Annotated in this window: 24 protein-coding genes; 18 read left to right on the top strand and 6 right to left on the bottom strand. The window is 55.2% G+C overall.

Going from position 1 to position 19,015, the window contains the following annotated elements; genetic code table 11:
• Window positions 1-31: 31 nt before the first annotated feature.
• The gene (gene yedD / locus KE671_RS12880) at window positions 32-445 is read right to left on the bottom strand and encodes a lipoprotein YedD (RefSeq protein WP_206163685.1); all 414 of its coding nucleotides are present in this window, start codon (window positions 443-445) and stop codon (window positions 32-34) included.
• A 185-nt stretch (window positions 446-630) separates the two neighbouring features.
• On the opposite strand from yedD, the gene yedE reads away from it, so the two are divergent.
• Both yedE and yedF read left to right on the top strand, forming a co-directional pair.
• Entirely contained in the window at window positions 631-1,836 is a 1,206-nt protein-coding gene (yedE, locus tag KE671_RS12875; RefSeq protein WP_206163269.1) for a selenium metabolism membrane protein YedE/FdhT, read from the top strand.
• Complete coding sequence (yedF, locus tag KE671_RS12870; RefSeq protein ID WP_012906226.1) at window positions 1,833-2,066, top strand: sulfurtransferase-like selenium metabolism protein YedF; 234 nt, start codon at window positions 1,833-1,835, stop codon at window positions 2,064-2,066. Before yedE ends, yedF begins: the two co-directional genes overlap by 4 nt.
• A 76-nt stretch (window positions 2,067-2,142) precedes the next feature.
• Here yedF and fliE read toward each other — a convergent pair whose 3' ends face one another.
• Complete coding sequence (gene fliE / locus KE671_RS12865) at window positions 2,143-2,457, bottom strand: flagellar hook-basal body complex protein FliE (protein WP_206163268.1); 315 nt, start codon at window positions 2,455-2,457, stop codon at window positions 2,143-2,145.
• A gap of 216 nt (window positions 2,458-2,673) precedes the next feature.
• Here fliE and fliF point away from each other — a divergent pair, with 216 nt between their 5' ends.
• The 14 genes from fliF to rcsA all read left to right on the top strand — a co-directional run bounded on the left by fliF (window position 2,674) and on the right by rcsA (window position 14,186).
• Entirely contained in the window at window positions 2,674-4,368 is a 1,695-nt protein-coding gene (gene fliF / locus KE671_RS12860; protein WP_206163267.1) for a flagellar basal-body MS-ring/collar protein FliF, read from the top strand.
• Window positions 4,361-5,359: a flagellar motor switch protein FliG gene (fliG, locus tag KE671_RS12855; RefSeq protein WP_042318283.1), complete on the top strand. Its 999-nt coding sequence runs from the start codon at window positions 4,361-4,363 to the stop codon at window positions 5,357-5,359. The genes fliF and fliG overlap by 8 nt, the downstream gene beginning before the upstream one ends.
• On the top strand, window positions 5,352-6,056 hold the full coding sequence (fliH, locus tag KE671_RS12850) for a flagellar assembly protein FliH (RefSeq protein WP_206163266.1): 705 nt from the start codon (window positions 5,352-5,354) through the stop codon (window positions 6,054-6,056). The genes fliG and fliH overlap by 8 nt, the downstream gene beginning before the upstream one ends.
• Entirely contained in the window at window positions 6,056-7,426 is a 1,371-nt protein-coding gene (gene fliI, locus KE671_RS12845; protein WP_206163265.1) for a flagellar protein export ATPase FliI, read from the top strand. The genes fliH and fliI overlap by 1 nt, the downstream gene beginning before the upstream one ends.
• A gap of 21 nt (window positions 7,427-7,447) precedes the next feature.
• Window positions 7,448-7,891 (top strand): flagellar export protein FliJ, encoded by a 444-nt coding sequence (gene fliJ / locus KE671_RS12840; protein WP_061078061.1) that lies wholly within the window; start codon window positions 7,448-7,450, stop codon window positions 7,889-7,891.
• Window positions 7,888-9,099 (top strand): flagellar hook length control protein FliK, encoded by a 1,212-nt coding sequence (gene fliK / locus KE671_RS12835; RefSeq protein WP_206163264.1) that lies wholly within the window; start codon window positions 7,888-7,890, stop codon window positions 9,097-9,099. The genes fliJ and fliK overlap by 4 nt, the downstream gene beginning before the upstream one ends.
• 104 nt (window positions 9,100-9,203) lie before the next feature.
• On the top strand, window positions 9,204-9,668 hold the full coding sequence (gene fliL / locus KE671_RS12830; RefSeq protein ID WP_043000286.1) for a flagellar basal body-associated protein FliL: 465 nt from the start codon (window positions 9,204-9,206) through the stop codon (window positions 9,666-9,668).
• 4 nt (window positions 9,669-9,672) lie between these two features.
• Entirely contained in the window at window positions 9,673-10,677 is a 1,005-nt protein-coding gene (fliM, locus tag KE671_RS12825) for a flagellar motor switch protein FliM (protein ID WP_206163263.1), read from the top strand.
• On the top strand, window positions 10,674-11,087 hold the full coding sequence (gene fliN, locus KE671_RS12820; RefSeq protein WP_042318274.1) for a flagellar motor switch protein FliN: 414 nt from the start codon (window positions 10,674-10,676) through the stop codon (window positions 11,085-11,087). Before fliM ends, fliN begins: the two co-directional genes overlap by 4 nt.
• Before the next feature lie 2 nt (window positions 11,088-11,089).
• Window positions 11,090-11,464, top strand: coding sequence for a flagellar biosynthetic protein FliO (gene fliO / locus KE671_RS12815; protein WP_206163262.1), 375 nt, complete (start codon window positions 11,090-11,092; stop codon window positions 11,462-11,464).
• Entirely contained in the window at window positions 11,464-12,201 is a 738-nt protein-coding gene (gene fliP, locus KE671_RS12810) for a flagellar type III secretion system pore protein FliP (protein WP_043000284.1), read from the top strand. The genes fliO and fliP overlap by 1 nt, the downstream gene beginning before the upstream one ends.
• A gap of 8 nt (window positions 12,202-12,209) precedes the next feature.
• Entirely contained in the window at window positions 12,210-12,479 is a 270-nt protein-coding gene (gene fliQ / locus KE671_RS12805) for a flagellar biosynthesis protein FliQ (RefSeq protein WP_044257593.1), read from the top strand.
• Between the two features lie 8 nt (window positions 12,480-12,487).
• On the top strand, window positions 12,488-13,282 hold the full coding sequence (fliR, locus tag KE671_RS12800) for a flagellar biosynthetic protein FliR (protein WP_206163261.1): 795 nt from the start codon (window positions 12,488-12,490) through the stop codon (window positions 13,280-13,282).
• A gap of 280 nt (window positions 13,283-13,562) precedes the next feature.
• Window positions 13,563-14,186, top strand: coding sequence for a transcriptional regulator RcsA (rcsA, locus tag KE671_RS12795; protein WP_046481259.1), 624 nt, complete (start codon window positions 13,563-13,565; stop codon window positions 14,184-14,186).
• A 55-nt stretch (window positions 14,187-14,241) separates the two neighbouring features.
• Here rcsA and dsrB read toward each other — a convergent pair whose 3' ends face one another.
• Window positions 14,242-14,430: a protein DsrB gene (gene dsrB / locus KE671_RS12790; RefSeq protein WP_042318262.1), complete on the bottom strand. Its 189-nt coding sequence runs from the start codon at window positions 14,428-14,430 to the stop codon at window positions 14,242-14,244.
• A gap of 129 nt (window positions 14,431-14,559) precedes the next feature.
• Here dsrB and yodD point away from each other — a divergent pair, with 129 nt between their 5' ends.
• Both yodD and KE671_RS12780 read left to right on the top strand, forming a co-directional pair.
• Entirely contained in the window at window positions 14,560-14,787 is a 228-nt protein-coding gene (yodD, locus tag KE671_RS12785) for a YodD family peroxide/acid resistance protein (protein WP_042318260.1), read from the top strand.
• 290 nt (window positions 14,788-15,077) lie between these two features.
• Window positions 15,078-15,893 (top strand): mannosyl-3-phosphoglycerate phosphatase-related protein, encoded by an 816-nt coding sequence (locus tag KE671_RS12780; RefSeq protein WP_206163260.1) that lies wholly within the window; start codon window positions 15,078-15,080, stop codon window positions 15,891-15,893.
• On the opposite strand, the gene dgcQ is transcribed toward KE671_RS12780, so the two are convergent.
• From dgcQ to KE671_RS12765, 3 genes are all read right to left on the bottom strand, one after another.
• Window positions 15,890-17,584, bottom strand: a complete 1,695-nt coding sequence (dgcQ, locus tag KE671_RS12775) for a cellulose biosynthesis regulator diguanylate cyclase DgcQ (RefSeq protein WP_206163259.1) — start codon at window positions 17,582-17,584, stop codon at window positions 15,890-15,892. The two genes, KE671_RS12780 and dgcQ, sit on opposite strands and share 4 nt — an antisense overlap.
• 117 nt (window positions 17,585-17,701) lie before the next feature.
• Entirely contained in the window at window positions 17,702-17,884 is a 183-nt protein-coding gene (locus KE671_RS12770) for a YodC family protein (RefSeq protein ID WP_206163258.1), read from the bottom strand.
• Window positions 17,885-17,959: 75 nt separating this feature from the next.
• Window positions 17,960-18,877, bottom strand: a complete 918-nt coding sequence (locus tag KE671_RS12765; RefSeq protein ID WP_206163684.1) for a DUF808 family protein — start codon at window positions 18,875-18,877, stop codon at window positions 17,960-17,962.
• Between the last annotated feature and the right edge of the window lie 138 nt (window positions 18,878-19,015).

Here is a 19,015-nt window from a genome sequence, read left to right as displayed (position 1 = left end):
CCCGACAGGGAGGACTGTCGGGGTCAACTGATTACGGTAATGGCGTTGGCAGCGGGGATTTTTCCAGCGCGGCGGCACATTCCACCGTTGGGCGATCCACGCGTTGCAGGGTCATCCCGTCATATTCCAGGGTGTTCCCTTCCCGCTCGATCTCATAAAGTTCACGTTTGACCGTCACGTTGGTTAAGTCACCTGACAACATCATTAGCTTACCCGGCAGCGCAATAACCCTCTGCCACTGGCGACAATCGAGCGTATCGCCCTCTTTGGTCACCACCAGACTGGCAATGGCTTCTGGGCTCACCAGTTTGCGCTGCGGCCCGTTAGTCTGCCAGTACCCTTCCAGCCCGGCGGGCGCAGGCGTTTTGACCACATCATTGTAGTTTTCCACCTCGGCGCATCCCGCTAACATCAGTAATGCCCCAACGATTGCACATTTTTTCATCATTCATCCTGCATGCGAAGAAAAGAGGATTGTGGCATTAAAGGCCTGCGGTCGCCAGCCTTTCGCGGTGCCAGCAGAACTTTGATCCATTTGGGATTACCGCGTAATAGTACCAGGCAAAATTGCCGCCGTGGTGTACTATCCGCTTTCTTGTTTCACACCTTCTGAGTTCAGAGGCAAAACACATGTCATGGCAACAATTCAAACAAGCCTGGTTAGTTAAATTCTGGGCGCCCATCCCTGCGGTCATCGCAGCGGGTATTCTCTCTACTTATTATTTTGGCATCACCGGCACCTTCTGGGCCGTCACGGGTGAATTTACCCGCTGGGGCGGACAAATCCTGCAACTGTTTGGCGTCCATGCGGAAGAATGGGGTTATTACAAGCTGATCCACCTGGAAGGCAGTCCGCTCACCCGCATCGACGGGATGATGATCCTCGGGATGTTCGGCGGCTGCTTCGCGGCAGCGTTGTGGGCCAACAACGTCAAACTACGCCTGCCGCGCAGTCGCATCCGCATCATGCAGGCGGTGCTGGGTGGGATCATCGCCGGGTTTGGCGCACGTATGGCGATGGGGTGTAATCTGGCGGCATTCTTTACCGGTATTCCTCAGTTTTCCCTGCACGCCTGGTTCTTTGCCCTGGCAACCGCCATCGGCTCCTGGTTCGGCGCACGATTCACCCTGCTGCCGCTATTTCGCATCCCGGTCAAAATGCAGAAAGTCTCCGCCGCGTCACCGCTAACGCAGAAGCCGGAACAGGCGCGCCGTCGATTCCGTCTCGGCATGCTGGTGTTTATCGGTATGGTAGGTTGGGCGCTGCTGACCGCCATGAATCAACCAAAACTGGGACTGGCGATGCTGTTCGGCGTTGGCTTTGGGCTGTTAATCGAACGCGCACAGATTTGCTTCACCTCCGCCTTCCGCGATCTGTGGATCACCGGACGCACCCATATGGCAAAGGCAATTATCTTTGGGATGGGCGTCAGTGCGATCGGGATTTTCAGCTACGTACAGCTTGGTGTGGAAGCCAAAATCATGTGGGCGGGCCCGAATGCGGTAATCGGCGGGCTGTTGTTTGGTTTTGGTATTGTGCTGGCGGGCGGCTGTGAAACCGGCTGGATGTATCGTGCGGTAGAAGGCCAGGTACACTACTGGTGGGTGGGTCTCGGTAACGTCATCGGCTCAACGATTCTGGCCTACTACTGGGATGACTTCGCCCCTGCACTTGCCACCAACTGGGATAAAATCAACCTGCTCAATACCTTCGGTCCGCTCGGTGGCCTGCTGGTGACCTATCTGCTGCTGTTTGCGGCCTTGATGTTTATCATCGGCTGGGAAAAACGTTTCTTTCGTCGCGCCGGGCTGACCCCTGCTAAGGAATCCGCATGAAAAATATCGTTCCTGATTATCGCCTTGATATGGTCGGCGAGCCCTGCCCTTACCCTGCCGTGGCGACGCTGGAAGCGATGCCGCAACTGCAAAAAGGGGAAATTCTGGAAGTGGTCAGCGACTGCCCGCAGTCCATTAACAACATTCCGCTGGATGCGCGCAACCACGGCTACACCGTGCTGGATATTCAGCAGGATGGACCGACGATTCGCTATTTGATTCAAAAATAGAGGTTACCCGATTAATCCGGCCTACGTTGCAGCGCCCGTAGGCCGGATAAGCATAAGCGTCATCCGGCATTAAAATTTACACCTGCATGGACATCACTTCCTGATAGGCCGATACCAGTTTGTTGCGCACCTGAATACCCATCTGCATCGAAACTGACGCTTTTTGCATATCGGTCATCACATCGTTGAGCGCAACCCCCGGCTCACCCAGCGTGAATTTTTCCGCCTGTACGCGGGCGGCGGTTTGCGTATCGCTGATACGGTCCAGCGCCGCGTGCAGTTGACCGGCAAAACTCACGGTCGACTGCGGCACGGTCTCCTGCGCCCGGGCACTCATCGCCGTCGCCTGGAGCTGGCTGATAACCCCTTCAATCCCCTGTATCGCTGACATGATAATCCTCTGGATGGTTTTCTACGCTGCAGAGATTACCAGTTTGTCAATAAGATAAAGGCGCTAAATAACGATAAAAAACCCCGGTTTTTGCCGCATAGAAAAAAACGAAACCGCAAATAATGAGACCGTCAATTTTTCGATTTTGCTGACCCGGGAGTGAGTCTTGTTCCACTTTGCAAATAAAGCCGTCCACGAACAGTCACGAGGTGCGAGATGAACGCGACTGCATCGGCTGCAACCCCATCTAAACCTCTCGAGTGGCTTAATCGCCTGCGTGCGAATCCCAAAATTCCTCTGATTGTTGCGAGCTCTGCGGCCGTCGCCATTATTGTGGCGATGGTGCTGTGGGCCAAAGCGCCTGATTATCGTACGTTATTCAGCAATTTATCCGATCAGGATGGTGGCGCGATCGTCACCCAGTTGACCCAGATGAACATCCCGTACCGCTTCTCCGAAGGCAGCGGCGCGATTGAAGTTCCAGCGGACAAAGTTCATGAACTGCGCCTGCGTCTGGCTCAGCAAGGGCTGCCGAAAGGCGGTGCGGTGGGCTTTGAACTGTTGGATCAGGAAAAGTTCGGCATCAGCCAGTTTAGCGAGCAAGTGAACTACCAGCGTGCGCTGGAAGGCGAACTGGCACGCACCATCGAAACCCTTGGCCCGGTTAAGCGCGCCCGCGTGCATCTGGCAATGCCTAAGCCGTCGCTGTTCGTGCGTGAACAGAAATCCCCTTCAGCCTCAGTGACCGTCAATCTGGAACCGGGGCGTGCGCTGGATGAAGGTCAAATCACTGCGGTCGTGCATCTGGTTTCCAGCGCGGTAGCAGGTCTGCCGCCAGGTAACGTGACGCTGGTCGATCAGGCCGGCCATCTGCTTACCCAGTCAAACACCAGCAGTCGCGATCTGAACGATGCACAGTTGAAATACGCCAGCGACGTGGAAGGCCGCGTCCAGCGACGTATCGAATCGATACTCTCACCGATTGTCGGCAACGGCAATGTCCACGCGCAGGTCACCGCGCAACTGGATTTCGCCAATAAAGAGCAGACAGAAGAACAATATCGGCCAAACGGCGATGCGTCTCAGGCCGCGCTGCGTTCACGTCAACTGAATGAAAGCGAGCAAATTGGCTCAGGTCTACCGGGTGGCGTACCGGGTGCGCTGTCCAACCAGCCTGCGCCAGCCAATACGGCCCCCATCAGCACGCCGCCGGCGAATCAGCAGAATGCGCAGAATGCACAAAACGGACAAAACGCGCAGCAGCAGACGGCCACCAGCGCCAGCGCCGGTCCGCGTAATACCCAGCGTAACGAAACGAGCAACTATGAAGTTGACCGTACCATTCGTCATACCAAAATGAACGTCGGCGACATACAGCGTCTGTCCGTGGCCGTCGTGGTCAACTACAAAACGTTGCCGGATGGTAAACCGCTGCCGCTCACTGCCGACCAAATGAAGCAGATCGAAGATCTGACCCGCGAAGCAATGGGCTTCTCGGACAAGCGTGGCGATACCCTGAACGTCGTTAACTCACCGTTCAGCGCCACAGATGACAACGCAGGCGAGCTGCCGTTCTGGAAACAGCCGTTGTTTATCGAACAGTTGATCTCGGCCGGGCGTTGGCTGCTGGTGCTGTTGGTGGCATGGATCCTGTGGCGTAAAGCGATTCGTCCGCAGCTGACCCGTCGCGCGGAAGAGGCGAAAGCCGCCCAGGAACGTGAGCAGATCCGTCAGGAGACCGAAGAAGCCGTTGAGGTTCGCCTCAGTAAAGATGAGCAGACTCAGCAGCGTCGGGCGAATCAGCGTCTGGGCGCAGAAGTGATGAGCCAGCGCATTCGCGAAATGTCAGATAACGATCCGCGCGTCGTGGCGCTGGTCATTCGCCAGTGGATGAATAACGATCATGAGTAATGCCCTTTCCGGTACCGATAAAAGCGTCATCCTGCTGATGACCATTGGCGAAGATCGCGCGGCGGAGGTGTTCAAGCACCTCTCTCAGCGCGAAGTGCAGACCCTGAGCGCAGCAATGGCGAACGTCCGCCAGATCTCTAACAAACAGTTGACCGACGTGCTGGCGGAATTTGAGCAGGAAGCCGAGCAGTTCGCCGCCCTGAACATCAATGCCAACGAATATCTGCGTTCGGTGCTGGTAAAAGCGCTGGGCGAAGAGCGGGCCTCCAGCCTGCTGGAAGATATTCTTGAAACCCGCGATACCGCCAGCGGTATTGAAACGCTCAACTTTATGGAACCGCAAAGCGCCGCCGACCTTATTCGCGACGAACACCCGCAGATCATCGCTACCATCCTTGTGCATCTCAAACGCGGTCAGGCGGCGGATATTCTGGCCCTGTTCGACGAGCGTCTGCGTCATGATGTCATGCTGCGTATCGCCACTTTTGGCGGCGTACAGCCTGCCGCGCTGGCGGAGCTGACCGAGGTACTTAACGGCCTGCTCGATGGTCAGAACCTCAAGCGCAGCAAAATGGGCGGCGTGAGAACGGCGGCAGAAATTATCAACCTGATGAAAACGCAGCAGGAAGAAGCGGTTATTACCGCCGTGCGCGAATTCGACGGCGAGCTGGCGCAAAAAATTATCGACGAGATGTTCCTGTTCGAAAACCTGGTCGATGTGGACGACCGCAGCATCCAGCGTTTGCTACAGGAAGTGGATTCCGAGTCGTTGCTGATCGCCTTGAAAGGCGCGGAACAGCCGCTGCGCGAGAAATTCCTGCGCAACATGTCGCAACGTGCGGCAGACATTCTGCGCGACGACCTCGCCAACCGTGGCCCGGTGCGTTTGTCGCAGGTGGAAAACGAGCAGAAGGCCATTCTGTTGATTGTACGTCGTCTGGCCGAGACTGGCGAGATGATGATTGGCAGCGGCGAGGATACCTATGTCTAACGAGCTGCCGTGGAAAATCTGGACCCCGGACGATCTCGCGCCACCGCTGGCTGAGTTTGTGCCCATGGAGCACAACGAGGAGCCCGTGTCCGAAGAGGATGAGCCAGAGATCAGTGCGGAACAACAGCTTGAGCAGCAGTTAGCGCAGCTGAAAATTCAGGCCCACGAGCAAGGCTACAATGCGGGCCTCGCGGAAGGACGGAAGGCCGGTCACGACCAGGGCTATCAGGAGGGGCTGACGCAAGGGCTGGAACAGGGCCAGACACAGGCACGCTCTCAGCAGGCCCCCCTTCACGCGCGGATGCAGCAACTGGTTAGCGAATTTCAGAACACGCTGGACGCGCTGGACAGCGTGATCGCTTCACGTCTGATGCAGATGGCGCTGGAAGCCGCGCGTCAGGTCATTGGTCAGACGCCCGCAGTAGATAATTCCGCCTTAATCAAGCAGATCCAGCAGCTCTTACAGCAGGAGCCCCTGTTCAGCGGCAAACCGCAGCTGCGCGTCCACCCGGATGATTTGCAGCGCGTCGAAGAGATGCTCGGCGCCACTCTCAGCCTGCACGGCTGGCGTTTGCGTGGCGATCCGACCCTGCACCACGGCGGCTGCAAAGTCTCTGCGGATGAAGGCGATCTCGATGCCAGCGTGGCGACCCGCTGGCAGGAACTGTGTCGTCTGGCCGCGCCGGGAGTGATCTGATGACCTCACGCCTGACCCGCTGGTTGACAACGCTGGATAACTTCGAAGCCAAAATGGCGCAGCTTCCGGCCGTTCGTCGCTACGGACGACTGACCCGCGCCACCGGCCTGGTGCTGGAGGCCACCGGGTTGCAGTTGCCGCTCGGCGCGACCTGCGTGATTGAACGCCAGGACGGAACGGAAACCCGCGAAGTGGAAAGTGAAGTGGTGGGCTTTAACGGTCAGCGCCTGTTTCTGATGCCGCTTGAAGAGGTCGAAGGCATTCTGCCCGGCGCACGTGTCTATGCCAAAAACATCGCCGGTGAAGGATTGCAAAGCGGTAAACAACTGCCGCTGGGTCCGGCACTGTTAGGTCGTGTGCTCGACGGCAGCGGCAAACCGCTCGACGGTCTGCCCTCCCCCGACACCACGGAAACCGGAGCGCTGATTACCCAGCCGTTTAACCCGTTGCAGCGTACGCCAATTGAGCATGTGCTGGATACCGGCGTGCGACCGATCAACGCCCTGTTAACCGTCGGCCGCGGCCAGCGTATGGGCCTGTTCGCCGGTTCCGGCGTTGGGAAAAGCGTGCTGCTTGGCATGATGGCGCGCTATACCCGAGCCGACGTCATCGTCGTCGGGCTGATTGGCGAACGTGGCCGTGAAGTGAAAGATTTTATCGAGAATATTCTCGGTGCCGACGGGCGGGCGCGTTCGGTCGTGATCGCCGCGCCAGCGGACGTGTCGCCCTTACTGCGCATGCAGGGTGCGGCTTATGCCACCCGCATCGCCGAAGATTTCCGCGATCGCGGTCAGCACGTGTTGCTGATCATGGATTCCCTGACCCGTTATGCCATGGCTCAGCGTGAAATCGCGCTGGCGATCGGTGAACCACCGGCCACTAAAGGCTATCCGCCGTCGGTATTCGCCAAACTTCCGGCGTTGGTTGAACGTGCGGGAAACGGGATCCACGGCGGCGGTTCTATCACCGCCTTTTATACGGTGCTGACCGAAGGTGACGATCAGCAGGACCCGATTGCCGACTCGGCGCGCGCCATCCTTGATGGTCACATTGTGCTGTCGCGCCGTCTGGCGGAGGCCGGACACTACCCCGCTATCGACATTGAAGCGTCGATCAGCCGTGCGATGACGGCGCTGATAACGGAACAACACTACGCCAAAGTGCGTCACTTCAAGCAACTGCTGTCGAGCTTCCAGCGCAACCGCGATCTCGTCAGCGTCGGCGCCTATGCCAAAGGCAGCGATCCGATGCTCGATAAAGCCATCGCACTATGGCCACAGCTGGAGGCGTTTTTGCAGCAAGGTATTTTCGAACGCGCTGACTGGGAAGATTCCCTGTCGGCGCTCGATCTGATTTTCCCGGCGGTGTGATAAAGCAGGAGGGTAATGGTCATGGCTGAACATGGTGCACTGGCAACGCTCAAAGATCTCGCCGAAAAAGAGGTAGATGACGCCGCGCTGCTGTTAGGTGAAATGCGCCGCGGTTTTCAACAGGCGGAAGAACAGCTCACGATGCTGCTCGACTACCAGAACGAATACCGCAGCAACCTCAACAGCGATATGAGTCAGGGGATTGCCAGTAATCGCTGGATTAACTACCAGCAATTTATTCAAACCCTGGAAAAAGCGGTGGAACAGCACCGCCAGCAGTTAACGCAGTGGACGCAAAAAGTGGATGTGGCGCTGAACAGCTGGCGTGAAAAAAAACAGCGACTTCAGGCCTGGCAAACCTTACAAGACAGACAGAACGCGGCAGCTTTACTGGCTGAAAACCGCCTGGATCAGAAAAAAATGGATGAATTTGCGCAGCGTGCAGCAATGAGGAAACCAGAATGATCACCTTACCCCAAGCGCTCACCACAGACACAGACCTTATCACCGGCTTGTCGTCCGGGAAGACGGCGGATTCCGCCCAGGATTTTCTGGCCCTGCTGGCAGGCGCGTTAGGCGCAGGCGACGCACAGGGCAAAGACGCGCCGCTGACGTTAGCCGATTTACAGGCCGCCAGCGGTAAGCTGCAAAAAGGTCTGCTGGCGCAAGAGGGTGACGCTTCGCAAGCCATGAAACTGGCCGACCTGTTAGCGGCCAAAGGGGGTCAGGCTGAAGAATTGCAAAAAGGGCTGAGCGATGCGCAAGCCCTGTTGTCTGCCCTGACGCCCACACAAAAGAACAGCGCGCTGGCGGCCCTTCGCCAGTCTGGGCAACAGGATGAAGGCGCCGTTGACCTCAGCGATGACGATCTCGCCAACCTTAGCGCCCTTTTCGCCATGCTGCCGGGTCAACCGGGGCTCTCGACACCACCGGTGCCCACCGGTGAAAAAGTGAGTGCGCTGAGCACTTCGCTGAGCACCGACCCCCGTTCACTCGCGCAGGGTGCAGGCAATCCGTTGACCCGTGACGATGCGAAAAAGAGCAAAACAGACAGTGCGACGCCGGCAATCGCTGCGGAAAGCGCTAAAGGTCAGGCGGTCACCACCCCTGTGCTGGCCGCCGCTGCCGCCAACGCGGAGCTCGACAGTACGTCTTCCCCCGTGACGCCAGGCATCGCGATGACCACAGCTACGCACTCCGCCTCACAGCCGCCCCCCACCAGCACCGCACCGGTTCTGAGCGCGCCGCTGGGCAGCCATGAGTGGCAGCAATCCCTGAGTCAGCACATCACGCTGTTTACCCGTCAGGGGCAGCAAAGTGCGGAACTGCGTCTGCATCCGGAAGATCTGGGGCAGGTACAAATCTCGCTTAAGCTTGACGATAACCAGGCGCAATTGCAGATGGTCTCCGCGCATAGCCACGTTCGCGCAGCGCTGGAAGCCGCCCTGCCGACGCTGCGCACGCAGTTGGCGGAAAGTGGCATTCAACTGGGACAAAGCAGCATTAGCAGCGAGAGTTTCGCCGGCCAGCAGCACTCCTCAACCCAACAGCAGCAGACGGCTCGCACGCAGGGACAGGATCGACTTATGGCCGATGACGAGAGCGAGCTGGCGGTTCCCGCTTCGCTTGGGTCCGCCGCGCGCGGTAATGGCGCCGTCGATATCTTCGCCTAACGCCAGAGGTAGCACGATTATCCGCGTCTTTTCCACGCTTTGCCGTGGTCAGGACACGGGATAATCAGCCGATAAGCTGTACCGAAACAGGAAGCCCGTATCAGATGACTGATTCCGCGATTAGCAAAAAGAGCAAACGCTCAATTTGGATCCCGCTGCTGGTAATCATTACCCTTGCCGCCTGCGCAACCGCAGGCTATAGCTACTGGCGTATGCAGCAGCATCCCACTCCGGCGGCCAATGAGCCACCGCCGCCGCCTGCACCGGTGTTCTTCGCTCTGGATACGTTCACCGTCAATCTGGGCGATGCGGATCGCGTTCTGTATATCGGCGTAACGTTGCGTCTGAAAGATGAAGCCACGCGCACGCGCCTGAACGAATATTTGCCCGAAGTCCGTAGCCGTCTGCTGCTGCTGTTCTCTCGTCAGGACGCCAACGCGCTGTCTACCGAAGAGGGTAAGCAGAAATTGATCGCGGCGATTAAAGAGACGCTTTCCCCTCCGCTCGTTGCCGGACAACCCAAACAGGACGTCACCGACGTGCTGTATACAGCTTTCATTCTGCGGTAAAGACATGGGCGACAGTATTCTCTCTCAGGCTGAAATCGATGCGCTGTTGAATGGCGACAGCGAGACGAAAGACGAGCCGACTCCGGGTATCGCGGGCGAAAGTGAAATTCGCCCCTACGATCCCAACACCCAGCGTCGCGTGGTGCGCGAGCGTCTGCAGGCGCTGGAGATCATCAACGAACGTTTTGCCCGTCAGTTCCGGATGGGGCTGTTTAACCTGCTGCGTCGTAGCCCGGATATCACCGTCGGCGCGATCCGCATTCAGCCGTATCACGAGTTTGCCCGTAACCTGCCGGTGCCGACTAACCTGAACCTTATCCACCTGAAGCCGCTGCGCGGTACGGGTCTGGTGGTGTTCTCGCCGAGCCTGGTATTTATCGCTGTCGACAACCTGTTTGGCGGTGACGGGCGTTTCCCGACGAAAGTGGAAGGCCGCGAGTTTACCCACACCGAACAGCGTGTCATCAATCGCATGTTAAAACTGGCGCTGGAAGGCTATAGCGACGCGTGGAAGGCCATTAATCCGCTGGAAGTGGAGTATGTGCGTTCGGAGATGCAGGTGAAGTTTACCAACATTACCACGTCACCGAACGATATCGTGGTCAACACCCCTTTCCACGTTGAGATTGGCAACCTGACCGGTGAGTTCAACATCTGCCTGCCGTTCAGCATGATTGAACCGTTGCGCGAACTGCTGGTGAACCCGCCGCTGGAGAACTCCCGTAACGAAGATCAAAACTGGCGCGACAACCTGGTGCGTCAGGTCCAGCACTCCGAGCTGGAACTGGTGGCGAATTTTGCTGATATTCCGCTACGCCTTTCTCAGATATTAAAACTGCAACCCGGCGATGTCCTGCCGATAGAAAAACCAGACCGCATTATTGCTCATGTGGACGGTGTACCTGTACTGACCAGCCAATACGGCACGGTTAACGGCCAGTATGCGTTGCGCGTGGAACATTTGATTAACCCGATTTTGAATTCGCTGAATGAGGAACAGCCCAAATGAGTGACATGAATAATCCGTCTGATGAGAACACTGGCGCATTGGACGATCTGTGGGCTGACGCGTTGAACGAGCAAAAAACGACTACCAGCAAAAGCGCTGCCGACGCCGTTTTTCAGCAGCTTGGCGGTGGCGATGTCAGCGGCACGCTGCAGGATATTGACCTGATCATGGATATTCCGGTCAAACTGACCGTCGAATTAGGTCGCACACGCATGACCATTAAAGAGCTGCTGCGCCTGACGCAGGGTTCCGTCGTGGCGCTGGACGGCCTGGCGGGTGAACCGCTGGATATCCTGATCAACGGCTATTTGATTGCCCAGGGTGAAGTGGTGGTCGTGGCTGATAAATACGGTGTACGTATTACCGATATCATTACTCCGTCCGAGCGTATGCGTCGTCTGAGTCGTTAACGATGAAAACCCAGACCACTGTTCAACCGCCTTCTGCCGTACCGGGTTCACCGCTGATGCAGGTAAGCGGCGCGCTGTTGGGCATTATCCTGTTGATCCTGGCGGCCGCCTGGGTCATCAAACGTCTGGGTTTTGCGCCGAAAGGCGGCAATACGCGCGAACTGAAAGTTTCCGCCAGTACCTCGTTGGGTCCACGCGAGCGGGTGGTGATTGTTGATGTCGAGGATGCACGTCTGGTGCTTGGCGTCACGGCATCAAACATCAATGTGCTGCATACCCTCCCCCCGGCCCCTGTCGTGCCAGAAAAGACGCCGTCTGTTCCTGCCGATTTTCAGGCCATGATGAAGAATTTGCTTAAGCGTTCCGGGAGATCCTGATGCGCCGTTTGTTATCCCTTACGCTGACCGGTCTCTGGCTTATCAGCCCCGCCGCGCTGGCGCAACTTCCCGGTCTGGTGAGCCAACCGCTGCCCGGCGGCGGACAAAGCTGGTCGCTTCCCGTACAGACGCTGGTCTTCATCACCTCGCTGACTTTTATTCCGGCTATTTTGCTGATGATGACCAGCTTCACCCGCATCATCATCGTCTTCGGCCTGCTGCGTAATGCGCTTGGTACGCCGTCCGCGCCGCCAAACCAAGTGCTGCTGGGACTGGCGCTGTTCCTGACCTTTTTCATCATGTCGCCGGTTATCGATAAGATTTATGTCGAGGCCTATCAACCGTTCAGCGAAGAGAAAATCTCGATGCAGGAGGCGCTGGACAAAGGCGCTCAGCCGCTGCGTGAATTCATGCTGCGCCAGACTCGCGAAGCCGATCTGGCCCTGTTCGCCCGTCTGGCAAATAGCGGTCCGCTTCAGGGACCAGAAGCCGTGCCGATGCGCATTTTACTGCCCGCCTATGTGACCAGCGAGCTGAAAACCGCGTTCCAGATCGGCTTTACGATATTCATCCCTTTCCTGATTATCGACCTGGTGATCGCCAGCGTGCTGATGGCGCTGGGGATGATGATGGTTCCCCCGGCAACCATTGCTCTCCCGTTCAAACTGATGCTGTTCGTGCTGGTTGATGGCTGGCAACTGTTGGTGGGTTCGCTTGCACAAAGTTTCTACAGTTAGAGGCAAAAATGACACCCGAATCGGTCATGATGATTGGCACCGAGGCCATGAAAGTTGCCCTCGCGCTTGCCGCTCCCCTGCTACTTGTCGCGCTGGTGACGGGGCTTATCATCAGTATCTTACAGGCCGCCACGCAGATAAATGAAATGACGCTGTCGTTCATCCCAAAAATCGTGGCCGTGTTTACGGCGATTATCGTGGCCGGGCCGTGGATGCTGAACTTACTGCTGGATTACGTGCGCACGCTGTTCACCAATCTGCCGTATATCATCGGGTAAGACGACGAATGTTGCAGGTCACCAGCGATCAATGGCTGCAGTGGTTAAGCCTCTATTTCTGGCCGCTACTGCGCGTACTGGCGCTGATTACCACCGCCCCGATCCTCAGTGAACGAGCCGTCCCCAAACGGGTGAAACTGGGACTGGGGATCATCATTACCCTCATCATTGCGCCTTCTTTACCCCCAAACGACGTGCCGATTTTTTCGTTTAATGCGTTATGGCTGGCGATGCAGCAAATTCTGATCGGCATCGCGCTCGGCTTTACCATGCAGTTTGCCTTTGCGGCAGTGCGTACGGCAGGTGAGATTATCGGTCTGCAAATGGGGCTTTCTTTCGCCACCTTTGTTGATCCGGCCAGCCATCTGAATATGCCGGTACTTGCCAGAATCATTGATATGCTGGCGATGCTGTTGTTCCTGACTTTTGATGGTCATCTGTGGCTGATTTCACTTTTGGTCGACACCTTCCACACCCTGCCTATTGGCGGTAATCCGGTGAACAGCAACGCCTTTCTGGCGCTGGCCAGAGCGGGTAGTCTGATCTTCCTCAACGGGATGATGCTGGCGCTACCGGTCATCACTATGCTGCTAACGCTGAACCTGGCGCTGGGATTGCTCAATCGTATGGCACCGCAATTATCCGTATTTGTGATTGGTTTTCCGCTTACCCTGACCGTAGGCATCGCGTTAATCGCCGCATTAATGCCGTTGATTGCGCCGTTTTGTGAACACTTATTTAGCGAAATTTTCAATTTATTAGCTGATATTGTTAGTGAATTGCCAGTTAATAATAGTCCATAATGTTTGTCTTGTTTTTCTAAGGATTATCCTAAAGTCATTCAGTAAAAACATCTACCAGGATAACTCTCACGCGCTTTATTTGTTTTTATCTCACTCACATAACGCAACATTTACTTTACTTTAAGACAATTCCAGGCAAATTATACGTAACTTTACGGGATAGTAAGTCCGCCTGAAAACCGCAAACGCGTCTCATTAGGTGAAACATTCGGTTCCGTTAAGTTGTGATGAGATATTCAGGTAAGGGGAATTATCGTTACGCATTGAGTGAGGGTAAGCCATGTCAACGATTATTATGGATCTATGCAGTTACACCCGGCTAGGTTTGACCGGGTATCTGGTAAGCAGAGGGGTGAAAAAAAGGGAAATCAACGACATCGAAACCGTTGACGAACTCGACATCGCTTGTGATACACACCAACCTTCTGTGGTGTTTATTAATGAAGACTGTTTTATCCATGATCCAGCCAACAGTCAGCATATAAAGCAAATCATTAATCAGCATCCCAATACGCTATTTATTGTTTTTATGGCAATTGCCAATGTGCATTTTGATGAATATCTGTTAGTCAGAAAAAACTTATTGATCAGTTCAAAATCAATAAAACCAGAATCACTGGACGATCTTCTTGGCGATATTCTGAAAAAAGAGACGGATTCCGCCGGGGTTATAAATTTACCGACGTTATCATTAAGTCGTACCGAGTCCAGCATGCTACGCATGTGGATGGAAGGCCAGGGAACAATTCAAATTTCAGATCAAATGAATATCAAGGCGAAAACGGTGTCATCCCATAAGGGGAATATAAAACGAAAGATAAAGACGCATAACAAACAGGTTATCTATCATGTCGTCAGACTGACCGATAATGTGACCAACGGTATCTTTGTTAACATGCGATAAGACGTCCCGACTGGTGGATGTCCCACCAGCCGGGTTTACATCGGCCGTCGCACTCCTACTCTGCCTTCTCCACAAAGATACCATCCTGATGCCCTGATTCATTGAAGAACCAGATGCCGAGCGGGTAGTCTTCCAGCGAAACCAGGTACATTGTGCCTTCACTAAACTCTTCCACTGCCAGTACCACGCCAGGACGACGAGAACCGCCGTCCGTTTTGACTGTGACCCGATCATTCACCTTCATCATTATCCTCCTGTGGCTTTGTGCCAGTGTAGAACAAAAACCACTGCCTGACAGCGTCTGAGCGGTTCGATTGCGGGTTTTCTCAACGGTCTATACTTAGTCTGTGGCACGGCTAATGACGAGGTTGAAATGAAGACCGCGAAAGAGTACAGCGATACCGCAAAACGTGAAGTCAGCGTGGATGTTGACGCGTTGCTGGCGGCGATTAATGAAATCAGCGAGAGCGAGATCCATCGTAGCGGAAACGACCCGGACAGAGTCAGCGTGGATGGCCGCGAATATCATACATGGCATGAACTGGCCGAGGCGTTTGAACTCGATATCCATGACTTTAGCGTAACGGAAATTAATCGCTGAGCTGTAGCGAAAAAAATCCCGACCCAGGCGGGTCGGGATGAAACTTGCTTATGCAAGAAGCACTTGAAAATTCGTTACACCAGGAAATCTGATGTACGCTAAACCTTATCCGCAATTTTTTTGCATGACAAGCAAATATTTTTCAGACAAATGATTAATCCCTCTAATGGTTATGGCGAACCGGTTGCCAGTGCGCATGATGACGGGATCGATCCCATTTGCCCTTCGGATAAAAAAACTTTTTTTAGGATTTATCCAGGACAATGCCGACTGACGTGACAGGAATAAAAATGCTTTCACTCAATGACCCACTGCTCATTTTTACCGATCTGGATGGCACGCTACTGGACAGCCACACCCAGGACTGGCAACCTGCCGCCGCCTGGCTCGCCCGTCTGCGTGAAAAAGATATTCCCGTGATCCTGAGCAGCAGTAAAACCGCTGCAGAAATGCTGCACATCCAGAAGTTACTGGGCTTACAAGGACTCCCATTGATTGCTGAGAATGGCGCAGTGGTTGAACTGGACAGCCGCTGGCAGACGCATCCTGGCTTTCCGCGCCAGATTTTCGGTGCTTCGCATGCTGAAATTAGCGCGGTGCTGAATAAACTTCGTGCCCAATCCTCGTTTAAATTCACAACGTTTGATGATGTCGATGAGTCCGCAATTGCCGAGTGGACCGGCCTGACGCATGCCCAGGCCAGCTTAACGCGCTTACATGAAGCATCAGTCACCCTGATCTGGCGCGACTCTGACGAACGCATGGACGAGTTCACCCGACGGCTAAACGACCTGGGATTACAGTTTGTTCACGGCGCTCGCTTCTGGCATGTACTGGATGTCGCCTCAGGGAAAGACCATGCGGCAAACGGGCTGATTGATCTCTATCAGCACCAGTGGAAGCGGCGTCCGGTCACTATTGGACTGGGCGATGGGCCAAATGACGCTCCCCTGCTTGAGGCCATGGATTATGCGGTGATCGTCAAAGGACTGAGTCGTGAAGGGGTGGTTTTACATCCCGACTGCAGCGCGCAGGTTTACCGCACGCTGCGTGAAGGACCAGAAGGTTGGCAGGAAGGCATGACCCACCTGTTCGCCGCGACTTAATTCTTGTCTGCGGCGCATACCCGGTTACGTCCCGCCTGTTTAGCCTGGTAGAGCCTGCGGTCCGACAGCGACTGGAGTTGCTCAAAATCGTAGTCTCCGGTTTCCTGGGTACTGCTCACCCCGAGTGAAGCGCTGATCCGCAACGTGGCGCTTTTCGCTACCAGAATCTCTTTTTCATTCAGCCGCTGGCGAATGCGCTCCGCTATCTGTTCCGCTTGTGCCAGCGTGGTTTCCGGCAGGACCACGCAAAACTCCTCCCCGCCTACGCGACCCGCAACATCATAAGTACGCAATGTGCCGCTGATTAGACCTGCGGCATGCGTCAGCACCCGATCCCCGGCCTGGTGACCGAAGCGATCGTTGATACTTTTGAAGTGGTCCAGATCGATCTGAATAACCGACAGCGGTTGTTTTTGCGTTCGGCAACGCTGGGTCAGCTGTTTTGCTTTTTCAAACAGCGCCCCGCGGTTATATAAGCGGGTCAGCGTATCGTGCCAGGCCTGCCACTGAAGTGAACTTTGCAGCACAAACATATTGCTGACCATATGGCGGATAACCACCCAGGAGATGATTAGCATCGCGGTGAATAGCGCCCACAGTAATGCCAGCGCAATACTGATGCTGCCGAAATCGCCCTGCACCCCTTCGCTTAAGGTATGTACCCGCACCAGTACGCCATCGAAATGGTCCAGACGTTGCCAACTGATGTAACGGCTGCCCATGCGCAAGCCGCCTACGGTATCCTGCTCGATATCGTGCGCAAGCATTGCCAGTTCGCGCTCATCAAAGGTGTTCGCGTTTCTCAGTTCCGGCGTGGAGCCGGCCAGCAGCTTCAGTTTGCTGTCATAGAGCTGATACTCCCCTTCCACGTCCTTGTCGATGGCGTCATCCATAAACCGCTCGACTACCGAAACAGGAATGGTCATCGCCAGCACGCCAAGCCAGTAAAAGTTGTTGTCCAGCGGCACGCTGACCGTCACGCGCTGCTGTGCGTAAGTGAGGTCGGGAGACGGAGAGGTGAACCAGCGCACGCCGCGCATCCGGTTATTTCGCTGCGACTGCCCGGTAAACCAGGGTTGAATCACGTAGTCGTAGTAACGAGTGGTAATGTCGCTGGACAGCGAGGTCGGCAGCGTGGAGACGTAAAATCCCGCGCGCGATACGTACATCGCCTGTTGCAATTGCGATGTGTGGGTGATCGCTAAACGCAGCAAATAGCCCACTTCCAGCGCGGCGGTCAGCTCGTTATCCAGCGATTGATCGTCGCGCGAGAGCAGGAGGGTTTGATTTACAAACGAATCAGAAACGCCATTTAACGGCAGCGTGCGTCGCTTATCCAGTTCAAGCTGCCAGACGCGCGTGTGGCGCAACTGTTCAAAATGGGTAACCGCATCTTTTAAGGCCGAAAATCCCAGCGGCGTAATCAACGCCTCATGCATCCCGTCACGCAGAAACAGCAGCTTATCGACGTTGAATTGCAATTGCTTGTCGAGCGCGTTGGCGACATTTTCCAGATGATTGCGCTGGCTGGAGATATAGGCCTCTTCAAGGACAACCACTTCCCGCCAGGTCAACAGGGTTGAAAAGAACATGACGATCAGAAAACAGAGATTTACGACATGGCCAGGGCCGAGTCGCCGCGCCAACTTTTTCAGCCAGCCCCAGTTTTCCATCGTTGTTTCGTGCGGCACTCTGACCACTCCCTACTCTCTATTGCTTTCCTAATCCTGGCATAACGCTGTGTGTTACGTATTGTTGCCGTCACGTTTTTTTAAGAAAACGCCCGACATTCGCCGGGCGTTTTATCATCAGGCTTCTTCGCACTGTCTACAGGTATCACCAGAAACGAGTTCAGACTCATGGAATGCTTCTCGCTTGACGCCGAACCCATCATACCACCGACACTCCACCATTCCGCTGGAATAGCCGGTGACAATCATGCGCGGACCGCCCTCTTTCACAGTCACTTCCTCACTGATCAAAAAAACCATGTTACCTCCTGTATACGGTGAACGTTTTCACCTTAGACGAGGATGCCCGGTTTTGCCTCATTCTGAGGACGACTTTTAATGCGCAACCCCGCGCATTCTGGCAACGGCTTTCACCAGCAGCACGACGATGGCACCGATAATAAACCCCAGTACCAGATTCAGAAGCGTTGGTAGCATCAACGCCACCGCGGCATTTTGCTGCTGGGCAAACTGTTCAATAGCATGATGCAACGGCGCAACGCCATGTACCACTATTCCACCACCCACCAGGAACATGGCCAGCGTCCCCACCACCGACAGTGATTTCATCAGCCACGGCGCGACAACCAGCAGTCCTTTCCCTAATGCCTGCGCCAGCATGCTGGTTTTTTCTGCCAGCCAGTAGCCCATATCATCCAGTTTAACGATAAGCCCGACCAGACCATAAACGCCAATGGTCACCACCAGCGCGATCCCCGATAAAACCAGCACCTGGTTGAGCAACGGCGCCTCGGCCACAATCCCGAGCGTGATCGCCACGATCTCTGCAGAGAGTATAAAGTCGGTTCGCACTGCGCCTTTGATTTTATCTTTCTCAAACGCCAGCGGATCCTGTGCCGCCAGCGCTTCCAGACGCCGTTGTCGCTCGGCGGGATCTTCTTTGTGTTTCCGCGATTCGAGGGTATGCAGAACTTTCTCCACGCCTTCAAAGCAGAGGAAAGCGCCGCCAATCATCAACAACGGCGTAATCGCCCAGGGAATAAAGGCGCTGATAAGTAACGCCAGCGGCACCAGAATCACTTTGTTGACCAGCGAGCCTTTTGCTACGCTCCAGACCACCGGCAATTCGCGATTCGCTCTTACCCCCGTCACCTGCTGCGCGTTAAGCGACAGATCATCTCCCAGTACGCCAGCGGTTTTCTTCGCGGCCAGTTTGCCCATCATCGAAATGTCATCCAACAGCGTGGCGATATCATCGAGTAAGGTCAGTAAGCTACTTCCTGCCAAAATTATTCCCTCATTTTTTTCTTCTTGAAGCGTTAAGTATGGAGTAAAACGCGCGAGGCTGAAACTGACGTTATTCGTCAACATTTTTCTAACAATACAGGTGAATTATATCGCTCGCCAGCCCGATAGTTTTCGCGTTTACTA

It is taken from the genome of Citrobacter amalonaticus (assembly GCF_018252635.1).
Taxonomy (GTDB): domain Bacteria; phylum Pseudomonadota; class Gammaproteobacteria; order Enterobacterales; family Enterobacteriaceae; genus Citrobacter_A; species Citrobacter_A amalonaticus_E.
This window is presented reverse-complemented; position numbering and strand designations above follow the sequence as displayed.